General features: G+C 73.3%; 20 protein-coding genes. 11 read left to right on the top strand and 9 right to left on the bottom strand.

Annotation, left to right across the window (positions count from 1 at the left end):
- Positions 1-150: 150 nt before the first annotated feature.
- The 8 genes from gap to ACFYVJ_RS16975 all read left to right on the top strand — a co-directional run bounded on the left by gap (position 151) and on the right by ACFYVJ_RS16975 (position 8,410).
- Positions 151-1,155 carry a type I glyceraldehyde-3-phosphate dehydrogenase gene (gap, locus tag ACFYVJ_RS17010; RefSeq protein WP_388891954.1) on the top strand — a complete coding sequence of 335 codons (1,005 nt, stop codon included), beginning with the start codon at positions 151-153 and terminating at the stop codon, positions 1,153-1,155.
- A gap of 168 nt (positions 1,156-1,323) precedes the next feature.
- Positions 1,324-2,544 (top strand): phosphoglycerate kinase, encoded by a 1,221-nt coding sequence (locus ACFYVJ_RS17005; protein WP_388891951.1) that lies wholly within the window; start codon positions 1,324-1,326, stop codon positions 2,542-2,544.
- A 9-nt stretch (positions 2,545-2,553) separates the two neighbouring features.
- Positions 2,554-3,339, top strand: a complete 786-nt coding sequence (gene tpiA / locus ACFYVJ_RS17000) for a triose-phosphate isomerase (protein ID WP_388891949.1) — start codon at positions 2,554-2,556, stop codon at positions 3,337-3,339.
- Positions 3,340-3,490: 151 nt separating this feature from the next.
- Positions 3,491-3,721: a preprotein translocase subunit SecG gene (gene secG, locus ACFYVJ_RS16995; protein WP_101426661.1), complete on the top strand. Its 231-nt coding sequence runs from the start codon at positions 3,491-3,493 to the stop codon at positions 3,719-3,721.
- 92 nt (positions 3,722-3,813) lie between these two features.
- Positions 3,814-4,149 (top strand): RNA polymerase-binding protein RbpA, encoded by a 336-nt coding sequence (locus ACFYVJ_RS16990; protein ID WP_078560063.1) that lies wholly within the window; start codon positions 3,814-3,816, stop codon positions 4,147-4,149.
- A gap of 220 nt (positions 4,150-4,369) precedes the next feature.
- Positions 4,370-5,596, top strand: a complete 1,227-nt coding sequence (locus ACFYVJ_RS16985) for an MFS transporter (protein WP_388891945.1) — start codon at positions 4,370-4,372, stop codon at positions 5,594-5,596.
- A 10-nt stretch (positions 5,597-5,606) separates the two neighbouring features.
- Entirely contained in the window at positions 5,607-7,259 is a 1,653-nt protein-coding gene (gene pgi, locus ACFYVJ_RS16980) for a glucose-6-phosphate isomerase (protein WP_388891943.1), read from the top strand.
- Positions 7,260-7,348: 89 nt separating this feature from the next.
- The gene (locus ACFYVJ_RS16975) at positions 7,349-8,410 is read left to right on the top strand and encodes a PP2C family protein-serine/threonine phosphatase (RefSeq protein ID WP_388891940.1); all 1,062 of its coding nucleotides are present in this window, start codon (positions 7,349-7,351) and stop codon (positions 8,408-8,410) included.
- On the opposite strand, the gene ACFYVJ_RS16970 is transcribed toward ACFYVJ_RS16975, so the two are convergent.
- Positions 8,380-9,141, bottom strand: coding sequence for a sugar isomerase domain-containing protein (locus ACFYVJ_RS16970; protein WP_388891937.1), 762 nt, complete (start codon positions 9,139-9,141; stop codon positions 8,380-8,382). The two genes, ACFYVJ_RS16975 and ACFYVJ_RS16970, sit on opposite strands and share 31 nt — an antisense overlap.
- 111 nt (positions 9,142-9,252) lie before the next feature.
- Between ACFYVJ_RS16970 and ACFYVJ_RS16965 the strand changes: the two genes are divergently transcribed.
- Positions 9,253-10,293, top strand: coding sequence for an N-acetylglucosamine kinase (locus ACFYVJ_RS16965; RefSeq protein ID WP_388891934.1), 1,041 nt, complete (start codon positions 9,253-9,255; stop codon positions 10,291-10,293).
- 51 nt (positions 10,294-10,344) lie between these two features.
- Here the strand turns inward: ACFYVJ_RS16965 and pgl are convergent, their stop codons facing one another.
- Genes pgl through tkt form a run of 5 tightly spaced genes read right to left on the bottom strand, consistent with a single transcriptional unit; the run spans position 10,345 to position 16,988 of the window.
- Positions 10,345-11,127, bottom strand: coding sequence for a 6-phosphogluconolactonase (gene pgl / locus ACFYVJ_RS16960; RefSeq protein WP_388891931.1), 783 nt, complete (start codon positions 11,125-11,127; stop codon positions 10,345-10,347).
- A 10-nt stretch (positions 11,128-11,137) separates the two neighbouring features.
- Positions 11,138-12,199 (bottom strand): glucose-6-phosphate dehydrogenase assembly protein OpcA, encoded by a 1,062-nt coding sequence (gene opcA, locus ACFYVJ_RS16955; protein WP_388891929.1) that lies wholly within the window; start codon positions 12,197-12,199, stop codon positions 11,138-11,140.
- Positions 12,196-13,725, bottom strand: coding sequence for a glucose-6-phosphate dehydrogenase (gene zwf, locus ACFYVJ_RS16950; RefSeq protein ID WP_388891927.1), 1,530 nt, complete (start codon positions 13,723-13,725; stop codon positions 12,196-12,198). The genes opcA and zwf overlap by 4 nt, the downstream gene beginning before the upstream one ends.
- A 6-nt stretch (positions 13,726-13,731) precedes the next feature.
- Positions 13,732-14,850, bottom strand: a complete 1,119-nt coding sequence (gene tal / locus ACFYVJ_RS16945; RefSeq protein ID WP_388891924.1) for a transaldolase — start codon at positions 14,848-14,850, stop codon at positions 13,732-13,734.
- Positions 14,851-14,888: 38 nt separating this feature from the next.
- On the bottom strand, positions 14,889-16,988 hold the full coding sequence (gene tkt, locus ACFYVJ_RS16940; protein WP_388891922.1) for a transketolase: 2,100 nt from the start codon (positions 16,986-16,988) through the stop codon (positions 14,889-14,891).
- A 252-nt stretch (positions 16,989-17,240) separates the two neighbouring features.
- On the opposite strand from tkt, the gene ACFYVJ_RS16935 reads away from it, so the two are divergent.
- Positions 17,241-18,182 carry a heme o synthase gene (locus tag ACFYVJ_RS16935; protein ID WP_388891920.1) on the top strand — a complete coding sequence of 314 codons (942 nt, stop codon included), beginning with the start codon at positions 17,241-17,243 and terminating at the stop codon, positions 18,180-18,182.
- Positions 18,183-18,224: 42 nt separating this feature from the next.
- Positions 18,225-18,719: a hypothetical protein gene (locus tag ACFYVJ_RS16930; RefSeq protein ID WP_388891918.1), complete on the top strand. Its 495-nt coding sequence runs from the start codon at positions 18,225-18,227 to the stop codon at positions 18,717-18,719.
- Positions 18,720-18,762: 43 nt separating this feature from the next.
- Here ACFYVJ_RS16930 and ACFYVJ_RS16925 read toward each other — a convergent pair whose 3' ends face one another.
- The 3 genes from ACFYVJ_RS16925 to ACFYVJ_RS16915 form a co-directional block, all read right to left on the bottom strand.
- Positions 18,763-19,746: a heme A synthase gene (locus ACFYVJ_RS16925; RefSeq protein ID WP_388891915.1), complete on the bottom strand. Its 984-nt coding sequence runs from the start codon at positions 19,744-19,746 to the stop codon at positions 18,763-18,765.
- A 90-nt stretch (positions 19,747-19,836) separates the two neighbouring features.
- Positions 19,837-20,628 carry an ABC transporter permease gene (locus ACFYVJ_RS16920; RefSeq protein WP_388891913.1) on the bottom strand — a complete coding sequence of 264 codons (792 nt, stop codon included), beginning with the start codon at positions 20,626-20,628 and terminating at the stop codon, positions 19,837-19,839.
- Positions 20,629-20,784: 156 nt separating this feature from the next.
- Positions 20,785-21,720 carry an ABC transporter ATP-binding protein gene (locus ACFYVJ_RS16915; RefSeq protein ID WP_388891910.1) on the bottom strand — a complete coding sequence of 312 codons (936 nt, stop codon included), beginning with the start codon at positions 21,718-21,720 and terminating at the stop codon, positions 20,785-20,787.
- Positions 21,721-21,773: the final 53 nt, after the last annotated feature.

Below are 21,773 nucleotides of genomic sequence, written 5' to 3'. Positions count from 1 at the left end.
CCTACCGGGGGGTACGGGCCGCCGTCCGCGTCACCGGCGGGGTCCGGGCCGCCGCCCGGGTTCGGAAGCGGTAGGGTCGGCAGTGGTCGGGGATTCCCAGTCAGAGCACCGGTCGATGAAGGACCGGCGTACCAACGAGGAGATCGGTTCGTGACGATCCGCGTAGGCATCAACGGCTTCGGCCGCATCGGCCGCAACTACTTCCGCGCCATCCTGGAGCAGGGTGCGGACATCGAGGTCGTGGCGTTCAACGACCTGGGTGACGCCGCGACCATCGCACACCTGCTGAAGTACGACACGCTGCTCGGCAAGCTCAAGGCCGAGGTGAGCCACACCGCCGACGCCATCACCGTCGACGGCCGCCCCATCAAGATGCTCGCCGAGCGCGACCCGGCGAACCTGCCCTGGGGCGATCTGGGCGTGGACATCGTCATCGAGTCCACCGGCATCTTCACCAAGTCCGAGGACGCCAAGAAGCACCTGGACGCCGGGGCGAAGAAGGTCATCATCTCCGCGCCCGCCAAGGGCGAGGACATCACGATCGTGATGGGGGTCAACGAGGACTCCTACGACGCGGCCGCCCACAACATCATCTCCAACGCCTCGTGTACGACGAACTGCGTCGCGCCGATGGCGAAGGTGCTGGACGAGAACTTCGGCATCGTGCAGGGCATGATGACCACCGTCCACGCCTACACCAACGACCAGCGCATCCTGGACTTCCCGCACAAGGACCTGCGCCGCGCCCGCGCCGCCGCGGAGAACATCATCCCGACCACCACCGGCGCCGCGAAGGCCACCGCGCTGGTCCTGCCGCAGCTCAAGGGCAAGCTGGACGGCATCGCGATGCGCGTGCCGGTGCCCACCGGCTCCGTCACCGACCTGGTGGTCGAGCTGAGCCGCGAGGTCACCAGGGACGAGGTCAACGCCGCGTACCAGAAGGCCGCCGAGGGCCAGCTCAAGGGCATCCTGGAGTACACCGAGGACCCGATCGTCTCCTCGGACATCGTCAACACCGCGCCGTCCTGCACCTTCGACTCCCTGCTGACCATGGCGCAGGGCAAGCAGGTCAAGATCGTCGGCTGGTACGACAACGAGTGGGGCTACTCCAACCGCCTGGTCGACATCACCACCTTCGTCGGCGAGCGCCTCTGAGGCGACGCAGCCGCCTGGCCGGGGGGCCGCGGCTCCCCGGGCAGCCCACGTGGGCCGGGGCCCGGCCGCCACAGGCGGCGGGGCCTCGCTCGTTCCGACGACCAGGCCGCCGCGCGCGCCGCTCCGCGGCGGTGTGCGGGCGGTGTCAGCAGTGATGCAGGAGTCTCCATGAAGACGCTCGACGACCTCCTCGGCGAAGGCATCGCCGGCAAGCGGGTCTTCGTCCGCGCGGACCTCAACGTGCCGCTGGACGGCACCACCATCACCGACGACGGCCGCATCCGCGCCGTCGTCCCGACGATCGCCAAGCTGGCCGAGGCCGGCGCCAGGGTGGTCGTCGCCTCCCATCTCGGCCGCCCCAAGGGCGCGCCGGACCCGGCGTTCTCGCTCGCGCCGGTGGCGCGCCGGCTGGGCGAACTGCTCGGCGACTCCGCGAAGAAGGCGGAGTTCGCCACGGACACCGTGGGCGACAGCGCGAAGGCCACCGTCGCCGGGCTCGGCGACGGCGAGGTCACGCTGCTCGAGAACCTGCGGTTCAACCCCGGCGAGACCGCGAAGGACGATGCCGAGCGCGGCGCGTTCGCGGACGAGCTGGCCCAACTGGCCGACGTGTACGTGGGCGACGGCTTCGGCGCCGTGCACCGCAAGCACGCCTCGGTGTACGACCTGCCCGCCCGGCTGCCGCACTGCGTCGGCTACCTCATCGCCGCCGAGGTGGGCGTGCTGCGCAAGCTCACCGAGGACGTCGCGCGGCCGTACGCGGTCGTGCTCGGCGGCGCCAAGGTCTCCGACAAGCTCGGGGTCATCGACCACCTGCTGGAGAAGGCCGACCGCATCCTCATCGGCGGCGGCATGGCGTACACCTTCCTCAAGGCCAAGGGGTACGAGGTCGGCTCCAGCCTGCTCCAGGAGGAGCAGGTGCCCGCGGTCCAGGAGTACCTGGCCCGGGCCGAGCGACTCGGCGTGGAGTTCGTGCTCCCCGTCGACGTCGTCGCCGCCCGGGAGTTCCCGGACGTCAAGGCGCAGGCGCCGACCGAGCCCGTGACCGTACCGGCGGACGCCATGCCCGGCGACGTGCTGGGCCTGGACATCGGCCCGGCGTCCGGCCGGCTCTTCGCCTCGAAGATCGCCGACGCCGCCACGGTCTTCTGGAACGGGCCGATGGGCGTGTTCGAGCACCCCGACTACGCCGAGGGCACCCGCGCGGTCGCGCAGGCCCTGGTGGACAGCGCCGCGTTCACCGTCGTCGGCGGCGGTGACAGCGCCGCCGCGGTCCGCATCCTGGGCTTCGACGAGAATGCGTTCGGCCACATCTCGACCGGTGGCGGCGCCAGCCTCGAATACCTCGAGGGCAAGACGCTCCCCGGCCTCGCCGCACTGGAGGACTGACCCGTAACGATGAACGACAAGCCGACCCGTATCCCGTTCATGGCGGGCAACTGGAAGATGAACCTCAACCACCTCGAGGGCATCGCGCACGTCCAGAAGCTCGCGTTCGCGCTCCACGACAAGGACTACGAGGCCGTCGAGGTCGCCGTCCTGCCGCCGTACACCGATCTGCGCTCGGTGCAGACGCTCGTGGACGGCGACAAGCTCAAGATCAAGTACGGCGCCCAGGACATCTCGCCGCACGACGCCGGCGCGTACACGGGCGATGTCTCGGGCCCGATGCTGGCCAAGCTCCACTGCACGTACGTCGTCGTCGGCCACTCCGAGCGGCGGCAGTACCACGGTGAGGACGACGCGCTCGTCAACACCAAGGTCAAGGCCGCGTTCAAGTACGGCATCACGCCGATCCTGTGCATCGGCGAGGGCCTGGAGGTGCGCAAGGCCGGCGAGCAGGTCGCGCACACCCTGGCGCAGCTCGACGGGGCACTGAAGGGCGTGAGCGCCGCGGACGCGGAGAGCATCGTCGTCGCGTACGAGCCGGTGTGGGCCATCGGCACCGGCGAGGTCGCCACGCCTGACGACGCACAGGAGGTCTGCGGCGCGATCCGGCAGCGGCTGGCGGAGCTGTACGGCGAGGAGGTGGCGGCCGCGGTACGCATCCAGTACGGCGGCTCCGTCAAGAGCGGCAACGTCGCGGCGATCATGGCGCAGCCCGACGTGGACGGCGCGCTGATCGGCGGCGCTTCGCTGGACGCCGACGAGTTCGTCAAGATCGTCCGCTTCCGCGACCAGTGAGCTCCGCGGCCCCGGGCCTCTTCCCGCCGACCGGGGAGTAGGCCCGGGCCGCCTGTTCGTCGTAGGCTGTCGGGGGCCGGTCACGCAGGATGACTGCACCGGCCTCCTTCCGTATCCGTCCGTCACCGAGAGAGTTGGAAAAGCCGTGACCGTGGCGTTCTCCATCGCCCTGATCATCTTCAGCGGGCTGCTGATGATGCTCGTCCTCATGCACAAGGGCAAGGGCGGCGGCCTGTCCGACATGTTCGGCGGCGGCATGCAGTCCTCTGTCGGCGGCTCCTCCGTCGCCGAGCGCAACCTGGACCGGATCACCGTGGTCGTCGGCCTGATCTGGTTCGCCATCATCGTCGTGCTGGGCCTGCTGATGAAGTTCGACGGCTGAGCCACCACGGCGACTGGCGGTACGTAGACTAGGGCGCCCGCGGCGGGGTCGCCGACGATGCCTCGCCGCATTTCACGCAGGGAGTTACGACCGTGGCAAGTGGCAACGCGATCCGTGGAAGCCGGGTCGGCGCCGGGCCGATGGGGGAGGCGGAGCGGGGCGAGTCAGCGCCGCGCCTGCGCGTCTCCTTCTGGTGCTCCAACGGGCACGAGACCCGACCCAGCTTCGCCACCGACGCACAGATCCCGGACAGTTGGGACTGCCCGCGCTGTGGTTTCCCGGCGGGCCAGGACCGGGACAACCCGCCGGACCCGCCGCGCACCGAGCCGTACAAGACGCACCTCGCGTACGTGCGCGAGCGGCGCAGCGACGCCGACGGCGAGGCCATCCTCGCCGAGGCCCTCGCCAAGCTCCGCGGCGAGATCTGACCCCGGCCGAGCCAGCGGGCGGCCCCCGGCCCTGCCGAGCCGCCCGAGCCGCGCCGGCGGCGCTCTCCTTCTTCTCCGGCACCCACGCCGGCACCGGTACCGGCAGCGCGCCGTTGCGCGCGCCGAGCCGTCACGCCGCGGGACCGGCCGCCCGATCTGAGGCGGCGGATAGGGCAACCGCCCGAGGTGCCCCGGACACCCGCGTACCTACGGTCCCGGCATGCGACCCGAGACCACCCACCCGCGGCAGACCGCGGCACCGGCCTGGCGCGGCGGCTTCGGGCGGCTGTGGTCCGCCGCCGTCGTCTCCCGCTTCGGCGATGCCCTGCGGGGCGCCGCGCTGCCGCTCCTCGCCGTCGAGCTGACCGACTCCGCGCTGCTCGTCGCGCTCGTCACCGCCTGCGGCTTCCTGCCCTGGCTGCTCTTCGGGCTGATCGGCGGCGCGCTGGCCGACCGGGTCGACCAGCGGCGCGCGATGTGGATCACGGACGTGCTGCGCGGACTCCTCATGGCCGCGTTCGCGCTCGCGGTGTGGCAGGACCGGGCCGGCATCGCCCTGCTCCTCGTCCTCGCCTTTGCGCTCACCGCGCTCCAGACGGTCTTCGACAACGCCGCCACCGCCCTGCTGCCCGCCGTCGTGCCCACCGCGGCCCTCGGCACCGCGAACGGGCGGCTGCTGGCCGGCCAGGAGGCCGTGCACCGCTTCGCCGGTACGCCGCTGGTGCCCGTGCTCGTCGGCGCCGGGGCGGCCGTGCCGTACGCCGTGGACGCCGCCTCGTACCTGCTGGCCGCCGTCCTGGTCGCCGGCCTGCCGCGGCGGCGCGGGCCGGGCGCCGGGCGGCCCAGGACGCCGCTGCGCCGGGACGTCGCCGACGGGCTGCGCGCGCTGTGGGGCGACCCGGTGCTCCGGGGCGTCTGCGCGGCCACCGTCGTCGCCAACACCGGGTTCGGCGCCCTCGTCGCCACCCTCGTGCTGCACCTGACCGGCTGGCTCGGCGCGGGCACCACCGGCTACGCCCTGGCGCTCACCGCGTACGGCATCGGCAGCGTCACCGGCGGCATGGCCGCGGGCCGGGTCGCTGCCGCCCTCGGCGCCCCGCGCACCCTGCTCTGGGCGGGCCTGGCCCAGGCGGCGTGCCTGACGGCCTTCGGCACCGTACGCAGCCTTCCCGCGGCCGGCGCCGCGCTCGCCGTCCTCGGCTTCGCCGGGATGCTGTGGACCGCCACCGAGATCACCGTCCTGCAGCGGCGCAGCCCCGCCGGGGCCGTCGGCCGGACCAGCGCCGCGTTCCGTACCCTGTCGATCTCCGCGGTGCCGCTCGGCGCCGTGCTCGGCGGGGTGCTCGCCGGCTCGCTCGGGGAGAACACCCCGGCGCTGGCGGCGGCCGTCCTCACCGGCCTCGGGGTGGTCGCGCTCGGACCGGCGGCGCGCTCCGGGATCAATTAGGTTGGACGGCATGGCCGACACCACGTCACGCACCAGGCTCGACCAGACCCCCGAGTGGCACGCACTCGCCAAGCACCGCGAGGAGTTCGGCGCCACGCACCTGCGCGAGCTGTTCGCCGCCGATCCCGAGCGCGGCCGCCGGTACACGCTCCGCGTCGGCGACCTCTACCTGGACTACTCCAAGCACCTCGTCACCGACGAGAGCCTGCGGCTGCTGCGGGAACTGGCCGCCGCGACCGGTGTCGCCGAGCTGCGCGACGCCATGTTCCGGGGCGAGAAGATCAACATCACCGAGGACCGCGCGGTGCTGCACACCGCGCTGCGCGCGCCCAGCGCCGAGTCCGTGGAGGTGGACGGCGTGGACGTGGTGCCCGGCGTGCACCACGTGCTGACCCGGATGACCACCTTCGCCGACCGGGTCCGCTCCGGCGACTGGCGCGGCCACACCGGCAAGCCGGTGCGGGCCGTCGTCAACGTCGGCATCGGCGGCTCCGACCTGGGCCCGGCCATGGCGTACGAGGCGCTGCGCGCCTACACCGAGCGGGATCTGACGGTCCGCTTCGTCTCCAACGTCGACGGCGCCGACCTGCACGAGGCGGTGCGCGACCTCGACCCCGAGACCACGCTGTTCGTCATCGCCTCCAAGACCTTCACCACCATCGAGACGATCACCAACGCCACCGCCGCGAAGCGCTGGCTGCTGGCGGGCCTCGGCGCCGGCGACGAGGCGGTCGCCAAGCACTTCGTCGCCTTGTCGACCAACGCGGCAAAGGTGGCCGAGTTCGGCATCGACACGGACAACATGTTCGAGTTCTGGGACTGGGTCGGCGGGCGCTACTCGTACGACTCGGCCATCGGCCTGTCCCTGATGGTGGCCATCGGCCCGGTCGCCTTCCGCGAGATGCTCGCCGGCTTCCGGCTCGTCGACGAGCACTTCCGCACGGCGCCGCCGGAGGAGAACGCGCCGCTGCTGCTGGGCCTCCTCGGCATCTGGTACGGCAACTTCTTCGACGCGCAGTCGCACGCCGTGCTCCCGTACAGCCACTACCTGTCGAAGTTCACCGCCTATCTGCAGCAGCTCGACATGGAGTCCAACGGCAAGGCCACCGACCGCGAGGGCGCGCGTGTCGGCTGGCAGACGGGGCCCGTGGTCTGGGGCACGCCCGGCACCAACGGCCAGCACGCCTACTACCAACTGCTGCACCAGGGCACCAAGATGATCCCCGCCGACCTGATCGGATTCGCCCGGCCGGTCCCCGAGCTGGGCGAGCTGACCGGGCAGCACGACCTGCTGATGGCCAACCTCTTCGCCCAGGGCCAGGCGCTCGCCTTCGGCAAGACGGCGGCGGAGGTGGCGGCCGAGGGCGTGCCCGAGGCGCAGGTGCCGCACCGCACGTTCCCGGGCAACCACCCGACGACGACGATCCTGGCCGACGGGCTCACGCCCTCGGTGCTGGGGCAGCTCGTCGCGCTCTACGAGCACAAGGTCTTCGTGCAGGGCGCGGTGTGGGACATCGACTCCTTCGACCAGTGGGGCGTCGAGCTGGGCAAGGTGCTGGCCAAGCGGCTGGAGCCGGCGCTGGCGGACGGCACGGCGGTCCCCGGGCTCGACGGCTCGACCCTCGCGCTGGTCGACGCCTACCGGGCGCTGCGCGGGCGCTGACCGCACCGAGGGCCGCCGAACGGCGCTGACCTGCGGCGTTCGGCGGCGTTCTGCTGGCGGGGCCGGGTTCCGCGCGGCAGCCTGGAGGGATGCGGTGGCTGCGCGGGACCTCCTATTGGGTCACGGGGGTCTTTCTGGCGGCGGCCACCGTCGTGGACATCGCGGCGGAACAGGGCCACACGCTGGAGGCCCTGTTCGCCGTGTTGCCGGTGTTCGTCGCGGTCAACGGCACCCGGCGGGCGATCCTCGTCGCCGGTGCCGGTGCGCTGGCCATCGGCACCGCGCTGAGCTGGTGGAACTTCCGCGAACTCGACCTCGGCTTCTGGTCCGGCATCCTCGCCGTCGCCTGCGCCACCGTGGTCGGGCTCGTCGTGTACCGCGAGCGCCTCGCCCGCGAGCAGCGGCTCACCAGCGTCATCCGGGTCGCCAACGCGGCGCAGCAGGCCCTGCTGCCCGCGCCGCCCGCCCGCGCCGGGCCGCTCGACGTGGCGCACTCGTACCGCTCCGCCACGGACGAGGCGATGATCGGCGGCGACTTCTACAAGGTGCTCGTCACCCGCTGGGGCATCCGTGTCGTCATCGGCGACGTACGCGGCCACGGCCTCGGCGTCGTCCCCACCACCGGCATGGCCATCGGCGTCTTCCGCGAGGCCGCGCACGAGGAGCCGGAGCTGGACCGGATCGCCGCCCGCATGGACCGCAGCCTGGCGCGCGACGGCGGCCCCGAGGGCTTCGCCACCGTGCTGCTGCTCACGATCTCCGGCGAGGGGCTGTGCCGGATCCTCAGCCACGGCCACCCCCCGCCGCTGCTGCGCAGCGCCGCGGGCCGCGTACGCGAGACCGAGCTGCAGGGCGGGCCGCCGCTGGGCCTCGGCCTGTCGAGGTTCCTTGAGGACGCGGAGGAGACCACCATGGCCCTCGCCGAGGGCGACGAGCTGCTGCTGACCACCGACGGCGTGCAGGAGGCGCGCAGCGCGGCGGGCGAGTTCTTCCCGCTGGCGGAGCGCTACGCCGGCGCGCCGCGCAAGCGGCCGCCCGCGGACGTGCTCGCGGCGCTGCGGCGCGACCTGACGGACTGGGCGCCCGAGCTGCACGACGACTCGGCGCTGGTGCTGCTGCGCTACGCCCCGCGGCGGATCCGGCCCGCGTAGCGCGCCTCCAGGGCGCCGTTGTGCGCGTCGCCCTCGGGGATGTTCGCCGACAGGTACACCGGCGGCGTCGTGCCCCGCTCCAGCAGCAGCCGGATCGCCTCGGCGACGACCTGCTGCACCAGCAGGGCGCCGGTGATCGACGACACCGCGCAGGCCGTACCGCCACCGGGCAGCGTGAGCACGGAGTCGCCGAAGGGGGCGCCGTTGTCGAGCACCACGTCGGCGTGGTCGGTCAGCCGCTTGCCGGAGGGGTGCCGGGACTCGGCGCGGGTGCCGTGGGACAGCGAGGTGATCGCGACGAGCGGGTGCCCGTGCTCCTTGACGATCGCGGCCATCTCCACGACGCAGCCGTTGATGCCGGAGTTCGAGGCGATGACGAAGGCGTCCCCGGGGTGCGGTGCGGCCAGCTCGTACAGCCTGCGGGCGGTGGCGGGGTCGCGCTCCAGCTTGGCGTCGGAGAGCAGCGCGGGGGGCTCGCCGCCGTAGATCACGAGATCCCGCAGGGCGATCTTGTTCGTCGGTACGAAGCCGCCGGCGCGGCCGGCGATCTCCGTCGCCAGCGACTCCGAGTGCCCGGTGCCGAACGCCTGGATCACGCCGTCGCCGCCCAGCGCGTCGGCGAACACCGTCGCGGCGGCGCCGACCTCGGCGCGCTGCCCCTCGGCCACCCGCCGGAGTGAGGCCAGGGCCGCGGCGGTGAAGGCGGCTGCGCTGATCGGCTTGAGGGTCATCGGTGCTCCCGGGGAGTGGTCTGGACAACGTGCCGTACGCGGGGTCAATCTCAGGCAGTCGCGCGCGGCGCGTCAAGGGCGCGGCGCGGGGCCGACCACCGGGAGCGGGCAGTGGAGAAGCTGGTCATCGGCATCGACGTGGGCGGGACGAGGATCCGCGCGGCGCTCGCGCCCGCGGCGGGCGGCGGAGTGCTGCGTACGGCGTCGGCGGGGGCGGGAAACCCGCGCTCGGTGCTGCCGGAGGTGCTGACGTCCCGGCTGGCGGCGTGCGTGGCGCCGCTGGCGGAGGCGGCGGGTACGGGGCGGATCGCGGCCGTGGTCGCGGGCGTCGCCGGCGCGGAGCCCCGCAACCCGGACGACGTGGGCACGCGGGTGGCGCACGCGGCCCTCCGCACGGCGCTGCGCCTCGGCGGGGTCCGGGCGGTGCCGGTGCAGATCCGCGGCGACACCGAGATCGCCTTCGCGGCGGGTCCGGGCGCACCGTCGGCGGGGCTGGTCGCGATCGCCGGCACGGGCGCGTCGGCGGCCCGGGTCGCGGGCCGGCGGCAGACGGCGACGATCGACGGCCACGGCTGGCTCCTGGGCGACGAGGGCAGCGGCTTCTGGATCGCCCGGCAGGCGCTGCGAGCGGCGCTGCGCTCCCTGGACGGCAGGGGCCCGGCGACGGCGCTGGTGGGGCTGCTGACGGCGGCGACGGGCGGGGGAGAGCGGGGGGAGAGGGCGCTCGGGGCACGCGGAGGGGGTGCGGAGCGGGCTGCGGAAGACGGGGGAGCGGGGCGCGTATGGGAGCGGGACTCCGCCGCCCCGCCGCACAAGGCGGATCCGGTGGCACGGATCGCGCTGGTGGATGCCGGGTTCGCGGGGGCGCCGGTGGAGATCGCGCGGCTGTGCCCGGTGGTCGTACGGGCCGCCGCGGCCGGTGACGCGGTGGCCGGGGCGATCCTCGACGAGGCCGCGGACCACCTCGCGCAGACGGTCGCCGTCCTCGCCCCCGCGCCCGGCGAACCCCTGGTCACCACCGGCGCCCTCCTCGCGCCCGCGGGCCCCCTCCTGCCGCGCTTCACGGCCCGCATGCGCCCGTACGACGTGACCCCGGCCCCGGTCCCGGACGGCCTGGCGGGCGCGGTGGCACTGGCCCGCGCGATGCTCTGACGCGGGGCCCGGCCGCGGGGGCGCCGGACTCGCCGCCTGCGGGCCCGCCCGCTACGGCGACGCCGGCGGGTACAGCGCCGGGGGGAGCAGGGCCGCGGCGGGGCGGTCCAGGAGCCAGAGGGTGCGGGTACGGCCGCGGGCGCCCGCGGCGGGAGCCTGGATCTCGCCCCCGCCCGACAGCGCCATCGCCGCCGCCCGGGCCTTGTCCTCGCCCGCCGCCAGCAGCCACACCTCCCGCGCCGCCCTGATCGCCGGCAGCGTCATCGAGATCCGCGTGGGCGGCGGCTTCGGCGCCCCGTGGACGCCGACGACCGTGCGCTCCGTCTCCCGTACCCCCGGCAGCTCGGGGAAGAGCGACGCGACGTGCGTGTCCGGGCCCACGCCCAGCAGCAGCACGTCGAACGCCGGCACCGGACCGTGGTCCTCCGGCCGGGCCGCGGCGGCCAGTTCACGCGCGTACGCCGCCGCCGCCGCGTCCGCGTCGGCGCCGAACTCCGCCTGCGCCGCCGGCATCTCGTGCACCCGCGCGGGGTCGAGCGGCACCGCGTCCAGCAGCGCCTCCCGGGCCTGGGTCGCGTTGCGGTCGGGGTCGCCCGCGGGCAGGAAGCGCTCGTCGCCCCACCACAGGTCCAGCCGCGACCAGTCGACCGCGTCACGGGCCGGGGCGGCGGCGAGCGCCGCCAGCAGGCCGTTGCCGTTGCGGCCGCCCGTGAGCACGACCGACGCCGCGCCCCGGGCGGACTGCGCGTCCACGACCTTCGTGATCAGCCGGGCGGCGGCCGCCTGGGCCATCAGCTCCTTGTCGCGGTGGACGACGATCTGCGGTGTGCTCACGGCGCCCCGTTCACGACGACTTCGCCGACGAGGACTTCGCCGCGGCCTTCTTCGCCGGCTGCTTCTTCTGCGCCGCCTTCTTCGCCTTCCCGGCCTCGGCTTCCGCCTCTGCCTCCGCCTCCGCTACGTCAGCCTCCACGGCCCCCGCGGGCGCCAGCCGCTCCACGCCGTACGCCACCGCGTGCGCGTACGCCTCGTCGGGGTCGAGCCGCCGCAGCTCCTCCGCGATCAGCTCCGCCGTCGTGCGCCGCTTGAGCGCCACGTGCCGCTCCGGCTGCCCCGGCACCGCCAGCTCCGCCAGCGCGCCGTTCGGCCGGTCGAGGCAGATCACGCCGTCCGTCGTCAGCAGCCGCACCGCGGTCAGCCCGGGGCCCGGCGAGCCGGTGCGCTCCACCGGCACCCGCAGCCGTTCGGCCAGCCACAGCGCCAGCAGTTCCGAGGAGGGGTTGTACTCCTCGCCCTCCACCACCGCCGACTCGATGGCCGCGTGCCGCTGGTCGAGCGCCGCCGCCAGCATGCTGCGCCACGGCGTGATCCGCGTCCACGCCAGGTCGGTGTCCCCCGGCGCGTACGCCGTGGCCCGCTGCCGCAGCGCGCCGACCGGGTCCTCGCAGGCCGCCGCGTCCGTGATGCGGCGGGTGGCGAGCCGGCCGAGCAGGTCCTCCGCCGGGTTGTCCGGCGCGTCCTCGGGCCACCACACCACCACCGGCGCGTCCGGCAGCAGCAGCGGCAGCACGACGCTCTCCGGGTGCCCCGCCAGCTCGCCGTGCAGCCGCAGCAGCACCGTCTCGCCGGTGTCCGTCTCGTTGCCGACGCGCACCTCCGCGTCCAGCCGTGCCAGCGCGCGCTCGCGCGGCGAGCGCCCCGGCCGCTTGATGACGACCAGGATCCGCGACGGGTGCTCCTTGGACGCCTGGCTGGCGGCCTTGAGCGCGTCGTAGTGGTTGCCCTCGTCGGTGACTATCACCAGCGTGAGTACCATCCCGACCGCCGGCGTGCCGGTGGCCCGCCGGGCGCCCACGAGCGCGGCGTTGATCTGGGCCGAGGTGGTCTCGGTGAGGTCGATGTTCATGGCCGCCGCCAGCTCCGTCCGTCTCGTGCCAGCATCTCGTCCGCCGCCTTCGGCCCCCAGGTGCCCGCGGTGTACGACGCGGGCTTGCCGTGCTTCGCCCAGTGCTCCTCGATCGGGTCGAGGATCTTCCAGGACAGCTCGACCTCCTGGGGCCGCGGGAAGAGGTTCGCGTCGCCGAGGAGCACGTCGAGCAGCAGCCGCTCGTACGCCTCGGGGCTGGACTCGGTGAAGGACTCGCCGTAGGCGAAGTCCATGGTCACGTCCCGCACCTCCATCGACGTGCCCGGCACCTTGGAGCCGAACCGCACGGTGATGCCCTCGTCCGGCTGGACGCGGATCACCAGGGCGTTCTGGCCCAGCTCCATGGTGTCGGTGGTGTCGAACGGCAGGTGCGGCGCCCGCTGGAAGACGACGGCGATCTCCGTCACCCGGCGGCCGAGCCGCTTGCCGGCGCGCAGGTAGAACGGCACGCCCGCCCAGCGGCGGTTGTCGATCTCCAGCTTGATCGCGGCGTAGGTGTCGGTACCGGAGTGGGCGTCGATGCCGTCTTCCTCCAGGTAGCCGCGCACCTTCTCGCCGCCCTGCCAGCCGGCCGTGTACTGCGCCCGTACCGTGTGCCGGCCCAGGTCCTCCGGCAGCCGCACCGACTCCAGCGCCTTGGTCTTCTCCGCCACCAGCGCCTGCGCGTCGAAGGCCGTGGGCTCCTCCATCGCGGTCAGCGCCAGCAGTTGCAGCAGGTGGTTCTGGATGACGTCGCGGGCGGCGCCGATGCCGTCGTAGTAGCCGGCGCGGCCGCCGATGCCGATGTCCTCGGCCATGGTGATCTGCACGTGGTCCACGTACGACCGGTTCCAGATCGGCTCGAACATCGTGTTGGCGAAGCGCAGCGCCAGGATGTTCTGGACGGTCTCCTTGCCGAGGTAGTGGTCGATGCGGAAGACCTGGTCCGGCTCGAAGACCTCGTGGACGATCCGGTTGAGCTCCTCGGCGCTCTTCAGGTCGTGCCCGAAGGGCTTCTCGATGACCGCGCGCCGCCAGGAGTCACCGGCCGGGTCGGCCAGCCGGTGCTCCTTGAGCTGCTGGACGACCAGCGGGAAGAACTTCGGCGGCACGGAGAGGTAGAACGCGAAGTTCCCGCCGGTGCCGCGCGCCTTGTCCAGGTCCTCGATGGTGGTGCGCAGCCGCTCGAACGCCCCGTCGTCGTCGAAGTCGCCCTGGACGAACCGGAAGCCCTCGGAGAGCTGCTGCCACACCTCCTCGCGGAACGGCGTGCGCGCGTGCTCCTTGACCGAGTCGTGGACGACCTGCGCGAAGTCCTCGTCCTCCCACTCCCGGCGGGCGAAGCCGACCAGGGAGAAGCCCGGCGGCAGCAGCCCCCGGTTCGCCAGGTCGTACACGGCGGGCATCAGCTTCTTGCGCGACAGGTCGCCGGTGACGCCGAAGATCACCAGGCCCGAGGGACCCGCGATCCGCGGCAGCCGCCGGTCCTGCGGGTCCCGCAGGGGGTTGGTGTCAGAGCCGGTCACCGTCGACTACGCCCCCTTCGGTGCACGGCGGTCGAGCTCTACCCGGGTGGAGTCGAGCAGATCGGTCCAGGACTTCGCGAACTTCTCCACGCCCTCGTCCTCCAGCAGGCCGACCACCTCGTCGTACGAGATGCCCAGCTTCTCCAGGGCGTCGAGGTCCGCGCGCGCCCCGGCGTACGTGCCGCGCACCGCGTCGCCCTCGATCCCGCCGTGGTCGGCGACGGCGTGCAGCGTGGACTCCGGCATCGTGTTGACCGTCCCCGGGGCGACCAGGTCGTCCACGTAGAGCGTGTCCTTGTACGCCTTGTCCTTCACGCCCGTCGACGCCCACAGGGGGCGCTGCTTGTGGGCGCCGTCCTTCTCCAGCGCGAGCCAGCGGTCAGAGGAGAAGACCTCCTCGTACGCCTCGTACGCCAGCCGGGCGTTGGCGACGGCGGCCTTGCCGCGCAGCGCCTTCGCCTCGTCGGTGCCCAGGGCGTCGATGCGCTTGTCGACCTCGGTGTCCACGCGGGAGACGAAGAACGAGGCGACCGAGCGGATCTCTGCCAGGTCCAGGCCCGCGGCCTTCGCCTGCTCCAGGCCGGCGAGGAAGGCGTCCATCACCTCCCGGTAGCGCTCCAGGGAGAAGATCAGCGTGACGTTGACGCTGATGCCCTTGCCGAGCACCTCCGTGATGGCGGGCAGTCCGGCGCGGGTGGCGGGGATCTTCACGAACATGTTGGGCCGGTCCACCAGCCAGGCCAGTTGCTTGGCCTCGGCGACGGTGGCGGCGGTGTGGTGGGCGAGCCGCGGGTCCACCTCGATGGAGACCCGGCCGTCCTGCCCCTGGGTGGCGTCGAACACCGGGCGGAGCACGTCGGCCGCGTCGCGTACGTCGGCCGTCGTGATCATGCGGACGGCCTCCTCGACGGTGACGCCGCGGGTGGCCAGGTCCGTGAGCTGGCCGTCGTAGCCGTCGCCCGCCGAGATGGCCTTCTGGAAGATCGTGGGGTTGGTGGTCACGCCCACGACGTGGCTCTCGTCGATCAGTTCGGCGAGGTTGCCGGACGTGATGCGCTTGCGGGACAGGTCGTCGAGCCAGATCGCGACGCCTTCACCGGAGAGGCGCTCGAGTGCGTCGGTCATCGGTATTGCATCTCCTGACATCGTGTCGTCTGTAACCGTCAGCGACTTCCGGCCCGCAGGGATTCCCGGGCGGCGTCGGCGACGGCGTCGGCGGTGAGCCCGTACTCGCGGAACAGGACCTTGTAGTCGGCGGAGGCGCCGAAATGCTCCAGGGAGACGACGCGTCCGGCGTCCCCGACGAAGCGCTGCCACGTCATCCCGACGCCCGCCTCGACCGCCACCCGGGCCTTGACCGCGGGCGGCAGCACGGCGTCGCGGTACTCCTTCGGCTGCTCGTCGAACCACTCCACGGACGGCATCGAGACCACCCGCGTCGGCACGCCCTCGGCCTGCAACTGCTCGCGGGCGTCGACCGCGAGCTGCACCTCGGAGCCGGTGCCGATGAGGACGACCTGCGGCTCGGCGTCCTCGCCGCCGGGGCCCTCGGCCTCGAACATCACGTACCCACCGCGGGCGGTGTCGTCGTTGGCCTCGTACGTCGGCACGCCCTGGCGGGTCAGCGCCAGGCCGTGCGGGGCGCCGACGCCGTACTCCTTGGTGTAGCGGCGCAGGATCTCGCGCCAGGCGATGACCGTCTCGTTGGCGTCCGCCGGGCGGACCACGTTCAGCCCGGGGATCGCGCGCAGGCTCGTCAGGTGCTCGACCGGCTGGTGGGTCGGGCCGTCCTCGCCGAGGCCGACGGAGTCGTGTGTCCACACGTACGTCACCGGCAGGTGCATCAGCGCCGACAGCCGCACCGCGTTGCGCATGTAGTCGGAGAAGACCAGGAACGTACCGCCGTAGACACGGGTGTTGCCGTGCAGCGTGATGCCGTTCATGGCCGCGGCCATGGCGTGCTCGCGGATCCCGTTGTGGACGGTCCTGCCGTACGGGTCGGCGTCGGTCAGCGGGTTGTCGGCGGGCAGGAACGAGGTCGAGCCGGGGATGGTCGTGTTGTTGGACCCGGCGAGGTCGGCCGAGCCGCCCCACAGTTCCGGCACCACCGGGCCGAGCGCCTTCAGCACCTCGCCCGACGCCTTGCGGGTCGCGACGGCCTTGCCGGCGGGGAACGACGGCAGCTTGTCCGCCCAGCCCGCGGGCAGTTCGCCCGCGCGGATCCGGTCGAACTCGGCGGCGCGCTCGGGGTCGGCCTGCCGCCAGGCGGCGAAGCGCTTGTCCCACTCGGCGTGCGCCACGGCGCCGCGCGTGCCCAGGCCGCGAGCGTGCGCGAGCACGCCGCCGTCGACCTCGAAGTGCTGCTCCGGGTCGAAGCCGAGGACCCGCTTGGTCGCGGCGACCTCCTCCGCGCCCAGCGCCGAGCCGTGCGCGGCCTCGGTGTTCTGCGCGTTCGGCGCCGGCCAGGCGATGATCGAGCGGGCCGCGATGAACGACGGCCGGTCGGTGACGGCCTTGGCCTCCTGGAACGCCCGGTACAGCGCCTCGGGGTCGAGGTCGCCGTTCGGCTTCTGCGCGACGCGCTGGACGTGCCAGCCGTACGCCTCGTAGCGCGCGACGGTGTCCTCGGAGACGGCGGCGGCGGTGTCGCCCTCGATGGAGATGTGGTTGTCGTCCCAGAGGAGTATGAGGTTGCCCAGCTTCTGGTGGCCGGCCAGCGAGGACGCCTCGTGCGAGATGCCCTCCTGGAGGCAGCCGTCACCCGCGACCACCCAGATGTGGTGGTCGAACGGGGAGGTGCCGGCGGGGGCGTCGGGGTCGAAGAGGCCGCGCTCGTAGCGCGCGGACATCGCCATGCCGACGGCGTTGGCGACGCCCTGGCCGAGCGGCCCGGTGGTCGTCTCGACGCCGGCGGTGTGCCCGTACTCGGGGTGCCCGGGGGTCTGGGAGCCCCAGGTGCGGAACGCCTCCAGATCGGCCAGCTCGAGGCCGAACCCGCCCAGGTAGAGCTGGGTGTACAGGGTCAGGCTCGAGTGGCCCGCGGAGAGGACGAAGCGGTCCCGGCCGGTCCACTGCGGGTCGGCGGGGTCGTGCCGCATCACCTTCTGGAAGAGCGTGTACGCGGCGGGGGCCAGGCTCATCGCCGTGCCGGGGTGGCCGTTGCCGACCTTCTGTACGGCGTCCATGGCCAGGACGCGTGCGGTGTCCACCGCGCGGTCGTCCAGTTCGTTCCACTCGAAGTCAGTGGTCGGCTGCGTGCTCACCCTTGTTCAGGGCTCCTCTCTCCACGGGCGGGAACTCCGGCGACCGGAAAGCACCGGGCGCCTTCGAGCCTATCCCGCTGAAATCCAGACTGCCGTTGCCGGGCCGGTTGCGCCTGCCGGACGGCGCCCGGGTACGCGCCGCGGGGCCGGTGCGCACGGCCCCAACACGGGGCACCCCCCGCGTGGGGGGCCGATACGCAGCGTCTACAGTGACGACGTACAGAAATCCCTTGACCGCGAGCAGAGGTGTCCGTGACGGCCGTCGAATCCCGACCCGCAGGGGTACTCGGGCAGGGCACTGCGCACCGGCCCACCGGTGCCCGGGTCAAGGCGTTCGTGGCGCTGACCAAGCCGCGCATCATCGAGCTGCTGCTGATCACCACCGTTCCGGTGATGTTCCTGGCCGCCGAGGGCGTGCCCGACCTGTGGCTGGTGCTCGCCACCTGTATCGGCGGCTACCTGTCGGCCGGCGGTGCCAACGCGCTGAACATGTACCTGGACCGGGACATCGACGCGCTCATGCACCGCACCGAGCAGCGGCCCCTGGTGACCGGGATGGTCCGGCCCGCCGAGGGACTGGCCTTCGGCCTGGCCCTGACGGTGGTCTCGACCGTGTGGTTCGCCACACTCGTCAACCCGCTGTCGGCGGCGCTCGCGCTCGGCGCGAACCTCTTCTACGTCCTCGTCTACACGATGCTGCTGAAGCGGCGCACCTCGCAGAACATCGTCTGGGGCGGCATCGCCGGCTGCATGCCGGTCGCCATCGGCTGGTCCGCGGTGACGAACTCCGTCTCCTGGGCCTCGCTGATCCTCTTCCTGGTGATGTTCTTCTGGACGCCGCCGCACTACTGGCCGCTGTCGATGAAGGTCAAGGACGACTACGCGCGCGTCAAGGTGCCGATGCTGCCGGTGGTGGCGTCGAACAAGGTCGTGGCGCGGCAGATCGTCGCCTATAGCTGGGTGATGGTCGCCGTCTCCCTGCTGCTGTGGCCGCTGGGCTACACCGGCTGGTTCTACCCGGTGGTGGCCGCGGTGCTCGGCGCGGTGTGGCTGCGCGAGGCGCACGGGCTGCTGCGGCGGGCGAAGAACGACGTCGTGGGCGCGAAGCTCAAGGAGATGCGGCTCTTCCACTGGTCGATCACCTATGTGTCGCTGCTGTTCATCGCGGTGGCCGTCGACCCCTTCCTGCGCTGAGTCCCTTCCTGCGCCGACTTACCGGCGGGTAGCATCTGCGGCATGAGCGACGACGACCGCAGGACCCGCAAGCTCACCCGGCAGATCGAGTCCTTCGCCGGCCGCCACGGCGGCGCGCGGGGGCAGGTCGCGTACCTCGGCGAGCCGGGTGCCCGGCTGGTGCTGGTCGGGGCGGACGGCACGTGGGGCGACCTGGTGGCGCCGAGCATGCGGAGCGCGACGGCGGCGGCCGAGGCCGCGGGGGTGGCGCTGCAGGAGGACTTCGACGGCGACCTGGCGGCGGGGGTACGGACCGGCCCGTACGAGTGGACGCGGATGGCCGGAATGCAGATGGGCGGCCACCCGAACCCGGGCGTGGCGCGGAAGAAGCCGGAGACCGCGCCGGAGCCTCGGGCTGCCGCCGCGGACGCCGGCGCGGAGTCCGGTGCGGAGACGGCCGCCGCGGACGGTTCGGCCGCGGACGACGGCGAGAAGAAGGCGGAGACCGCCGCGGACCCGGTGTCCCCGAAGCCCGGGGCGGACGAGAAGACCGGCTGACCGGCGGTGCGGCCGGCCGCCCCGCGAGCGGCGCGGTGCGGCGCTACGGCGCCGAGGACCCCACCGGCCGTGCCTCCGCCGGCACCGCCGGCGGCGGGACCTCCGCGGGCACGGCATCCGGCCGGTGCCGCAGCGAGACCACCACCCGGAGCACCGCGATCCACACCAGCGTCGAACCGAACAGGTGGATCATGACCAGGAATTCGGGCACGTCCGTCAGGTACTGCGCGTAGCCGACGACGGCCTGCGACATCAGCACCAGGAACAGGTCCCGGGTGCGGGCCACCGGCCCCGGCGGGCCGTCGACGAGCTTCAGCGTCACCCAGATCGCGATCGTCAGCGCGACCACCGCCCACGCCGTGAACGAGTGCAGCTTCGCCGCGTTGTCCCAACTGATCCACCCCATCCGGGGCACGTCGCTGGAGTCGCCCGCGTGCGGCCCGGTGCCGGTCACGACGGTGCCGGCGGCCAGCAGCAGCACGGACATCGCCACCAGCGCCCGGGTCAGCCGGCGCACCACCGCGCCGACCAGCAGGTCGGGCCCGCCGTCGCCCTCGCGGGCGCGGTGCCAGGTGAGGTACGTGATCGTGATCAGCCCGGTGGCGAGCAGGAAGTGCGCGGCGACGGTGTACGGGTTCAGCTCGGTGAGCACCGCGGCGCCGCCGAGGACGGCGTTGCCCATGACCACCCAGAACTGCACCCAGCCCAGCCGCGTCAGCTCGCGGCGCCACGGCTTGGTGGCGCGGGCGGCGACGATGGCCCAGCCGACGGCGGCGCACAGCACGTACGTGAGCAGCCGGTTGCCGAACTCGATGGCGCCGTGCACGCCCATCTCGGACGTCGCGAGCAGGCTGTCGTTCGAGCACTTGGGCCACGTGTCGCAGCCGAGCCCGGAGCCGGTCAGCCGGACGGCGCCCCCGGTGACGACGATGACGATGCTCATCAGCAGTGCCGAGAGCGTCGCGCGCCGGACCGTCTTCTGCGTCGGGGTCCAGCGCTCGGCGATGTGGGCGAGGGGGTTCAGCACGGCGCCTATCGTATGCCGCCCCTTGTGCGCGGTTTCACGAGGGGTGAGCCGCCCGTTTCCCTACGCCCGTCAGGCCCGGTCGGCGCCGGGTCACTCCCAGCGGAAGAAGCGTGCGGCGGCCCCGAGCCCCAGCACCGCCCAGCCGGCCAGCAGCCCCAGGTCGCCCCACGGCATGCCGCCGCCGTGCTGGAGGACGTCCCGCAGCCCGTCCGACAGGGCCGCGACGGGCAGCACTTCGAGCACCGCGCGGGCGCCGTCGGGGAACTTCTCCAGCGGCACGATCACGCCGCCCGCCACCAGCAGCAGGACGAAGACGAGGTTCGCCGCGGCGAGCGTCGCCTCCGCGCGCAGCGTGCCGGCCATCAGCAGCCCCAGACCGGAGAACGCGGCCGTGCCCAGCGCGACGAGCAGCACCACGGCGAGCGCCCCGCCGGCCCCGCCGCGCGGTGACCAGCCGAGGGCCAGCGCGATGGCAGTGAGCAGCACGAGCTGCAGCGCGATCGTGGCCAGCACCGCCGCCGCCTTCGCCGCCATCAGCCCGGCGCGCGGCAGCGGCGAGGCGCCGAGCCGCTTCAGCACGCCGTAGCGGCGGTCGAAGCCGGTGCCGATGGCCTGGCCGGTGAAGGCGGTGGCCAGGACGGCGAGCGCGATGGCGCCGGGGGCGAGGAAGTCGACGCGCTGGCCGGGTCCCGTGTCGACGACGTCGACCGTGCTGAAGAGGAGCAGCAGCACCGCCGGGATGATCATGGTGAGCAGCACCTGCTCGCCGTTGCGCAGCAGCAGCCGGGTCTCCAGCCCCGCCTGCGCGGCGACCATGCGGCGCAGCGGCGCCGCCCCGGGACGAGGCGCGTAGACGCCGGTCCCCGCCTGCCGAGCACTCATGCGCGCAGGTCCTTTCCCGTCGGCTCCAGGCTGCGGTCTCCCGGGGGGCGACCCCCGTACCCCCGGATGGTGCGGTTCACGAGCGCGGATCCTTTCCCGTCGGCTCCAGGCTGCGGTCTCCCGGGGGGCGACCCCCGTACCCCCGGACGGTGCGGTTCACGAGCGCGGATCCTTTCCCGTCAGCTCCAGGAAGACGTCCTCCAGCGTGCGCCGCTCCACCGTCATCTGCTCCGGCAGCACCCCGTTCTGCGCGCACCAGGTCGTGACCGTGGCGAGCAGTTCCGGGTTGATCTCGCCTGTTATCCGGTACGAGCCCGGGGCCAGCTCCAGCGCCGCGGTCTCCGTCGGCAGCGCCTTCAGCAGGGAGCCGAGGTCGAGCCCCGCGCGGCCGGTGAAGCGCATGGTGTTCTCCGCGCCGCCCCGGCACAGCTCCTCCGGGGTGCCCTCGACCAGCAGCCGGCCGCCGTCGATGATCGCGACCTTGTCGGAGAGCTGTTCCGCCTCGTCCATGTGGTGGGTGGTGAGCACCACGGACACCCCGTCGGCGCGCAGCTCGCGGATCAGCTCCCAGGTGGCGCGGCGGGCCTGCGGGTCGAGGCCCGCGGTCGGCTCGTCGAGGAAGACCAGCTCCGGGCGGCCGACGACGGCCATGGCCAGCGCGAGCCGCTGCTGCTGGCCGCCGGAGAGCCGGCGATAGGGGGTGCGGCCGCAGGAGCCGAGGCCCAGCCGCTCGATCAGCGCGACGACGTCGAGGGGGTGGGCGTGCAGCCGGGCGACGTGCCGCAGCATCTCCTCGGCGCGGGCGGCCGGGTAGACGCCGCCGGACTGGAGCATCACGCCGACCCGGGGCCGCAGCTCGGCGGCGTCGGCGAGGGGGTCGCGGCCGAGGACGCGGACGGTGCCGGCGTCCGGGCGGCGGTAACCCTCGCAGATCTCTACGGTGGTCGTCTTGCCCGCGCCGTTGGGGCCGAGGACGGCGGTGACGTCGCCGCGGGCGGCGGTCAGGTCGAGCCCGGCCACGGCGGTCTTCCCGCCGTACCGCTTGACGAGGCCGGACACCGCGACGGCCGCGTCGGTGGTGGGCTGTTGCATGAGTGCGAGTCTAAAGAGCCCGCGGGCCCGCCCGGCGCCGCCCCGGGAGGGTT

Origin of the sequence: Streptomyces sp. NPDC004134, from assembly GCF_042874195.1 — a bacterium.
Lineage (GTDB): Bacteria > Actinomycetota > Actinomycetes > Streptomycetales > Streptomycetaceae > Streptomyces.
Note: the sequence above shows the minus strand (reverse complement) of the source record. Positions and strands in the feature narration are given on the sequence as shown.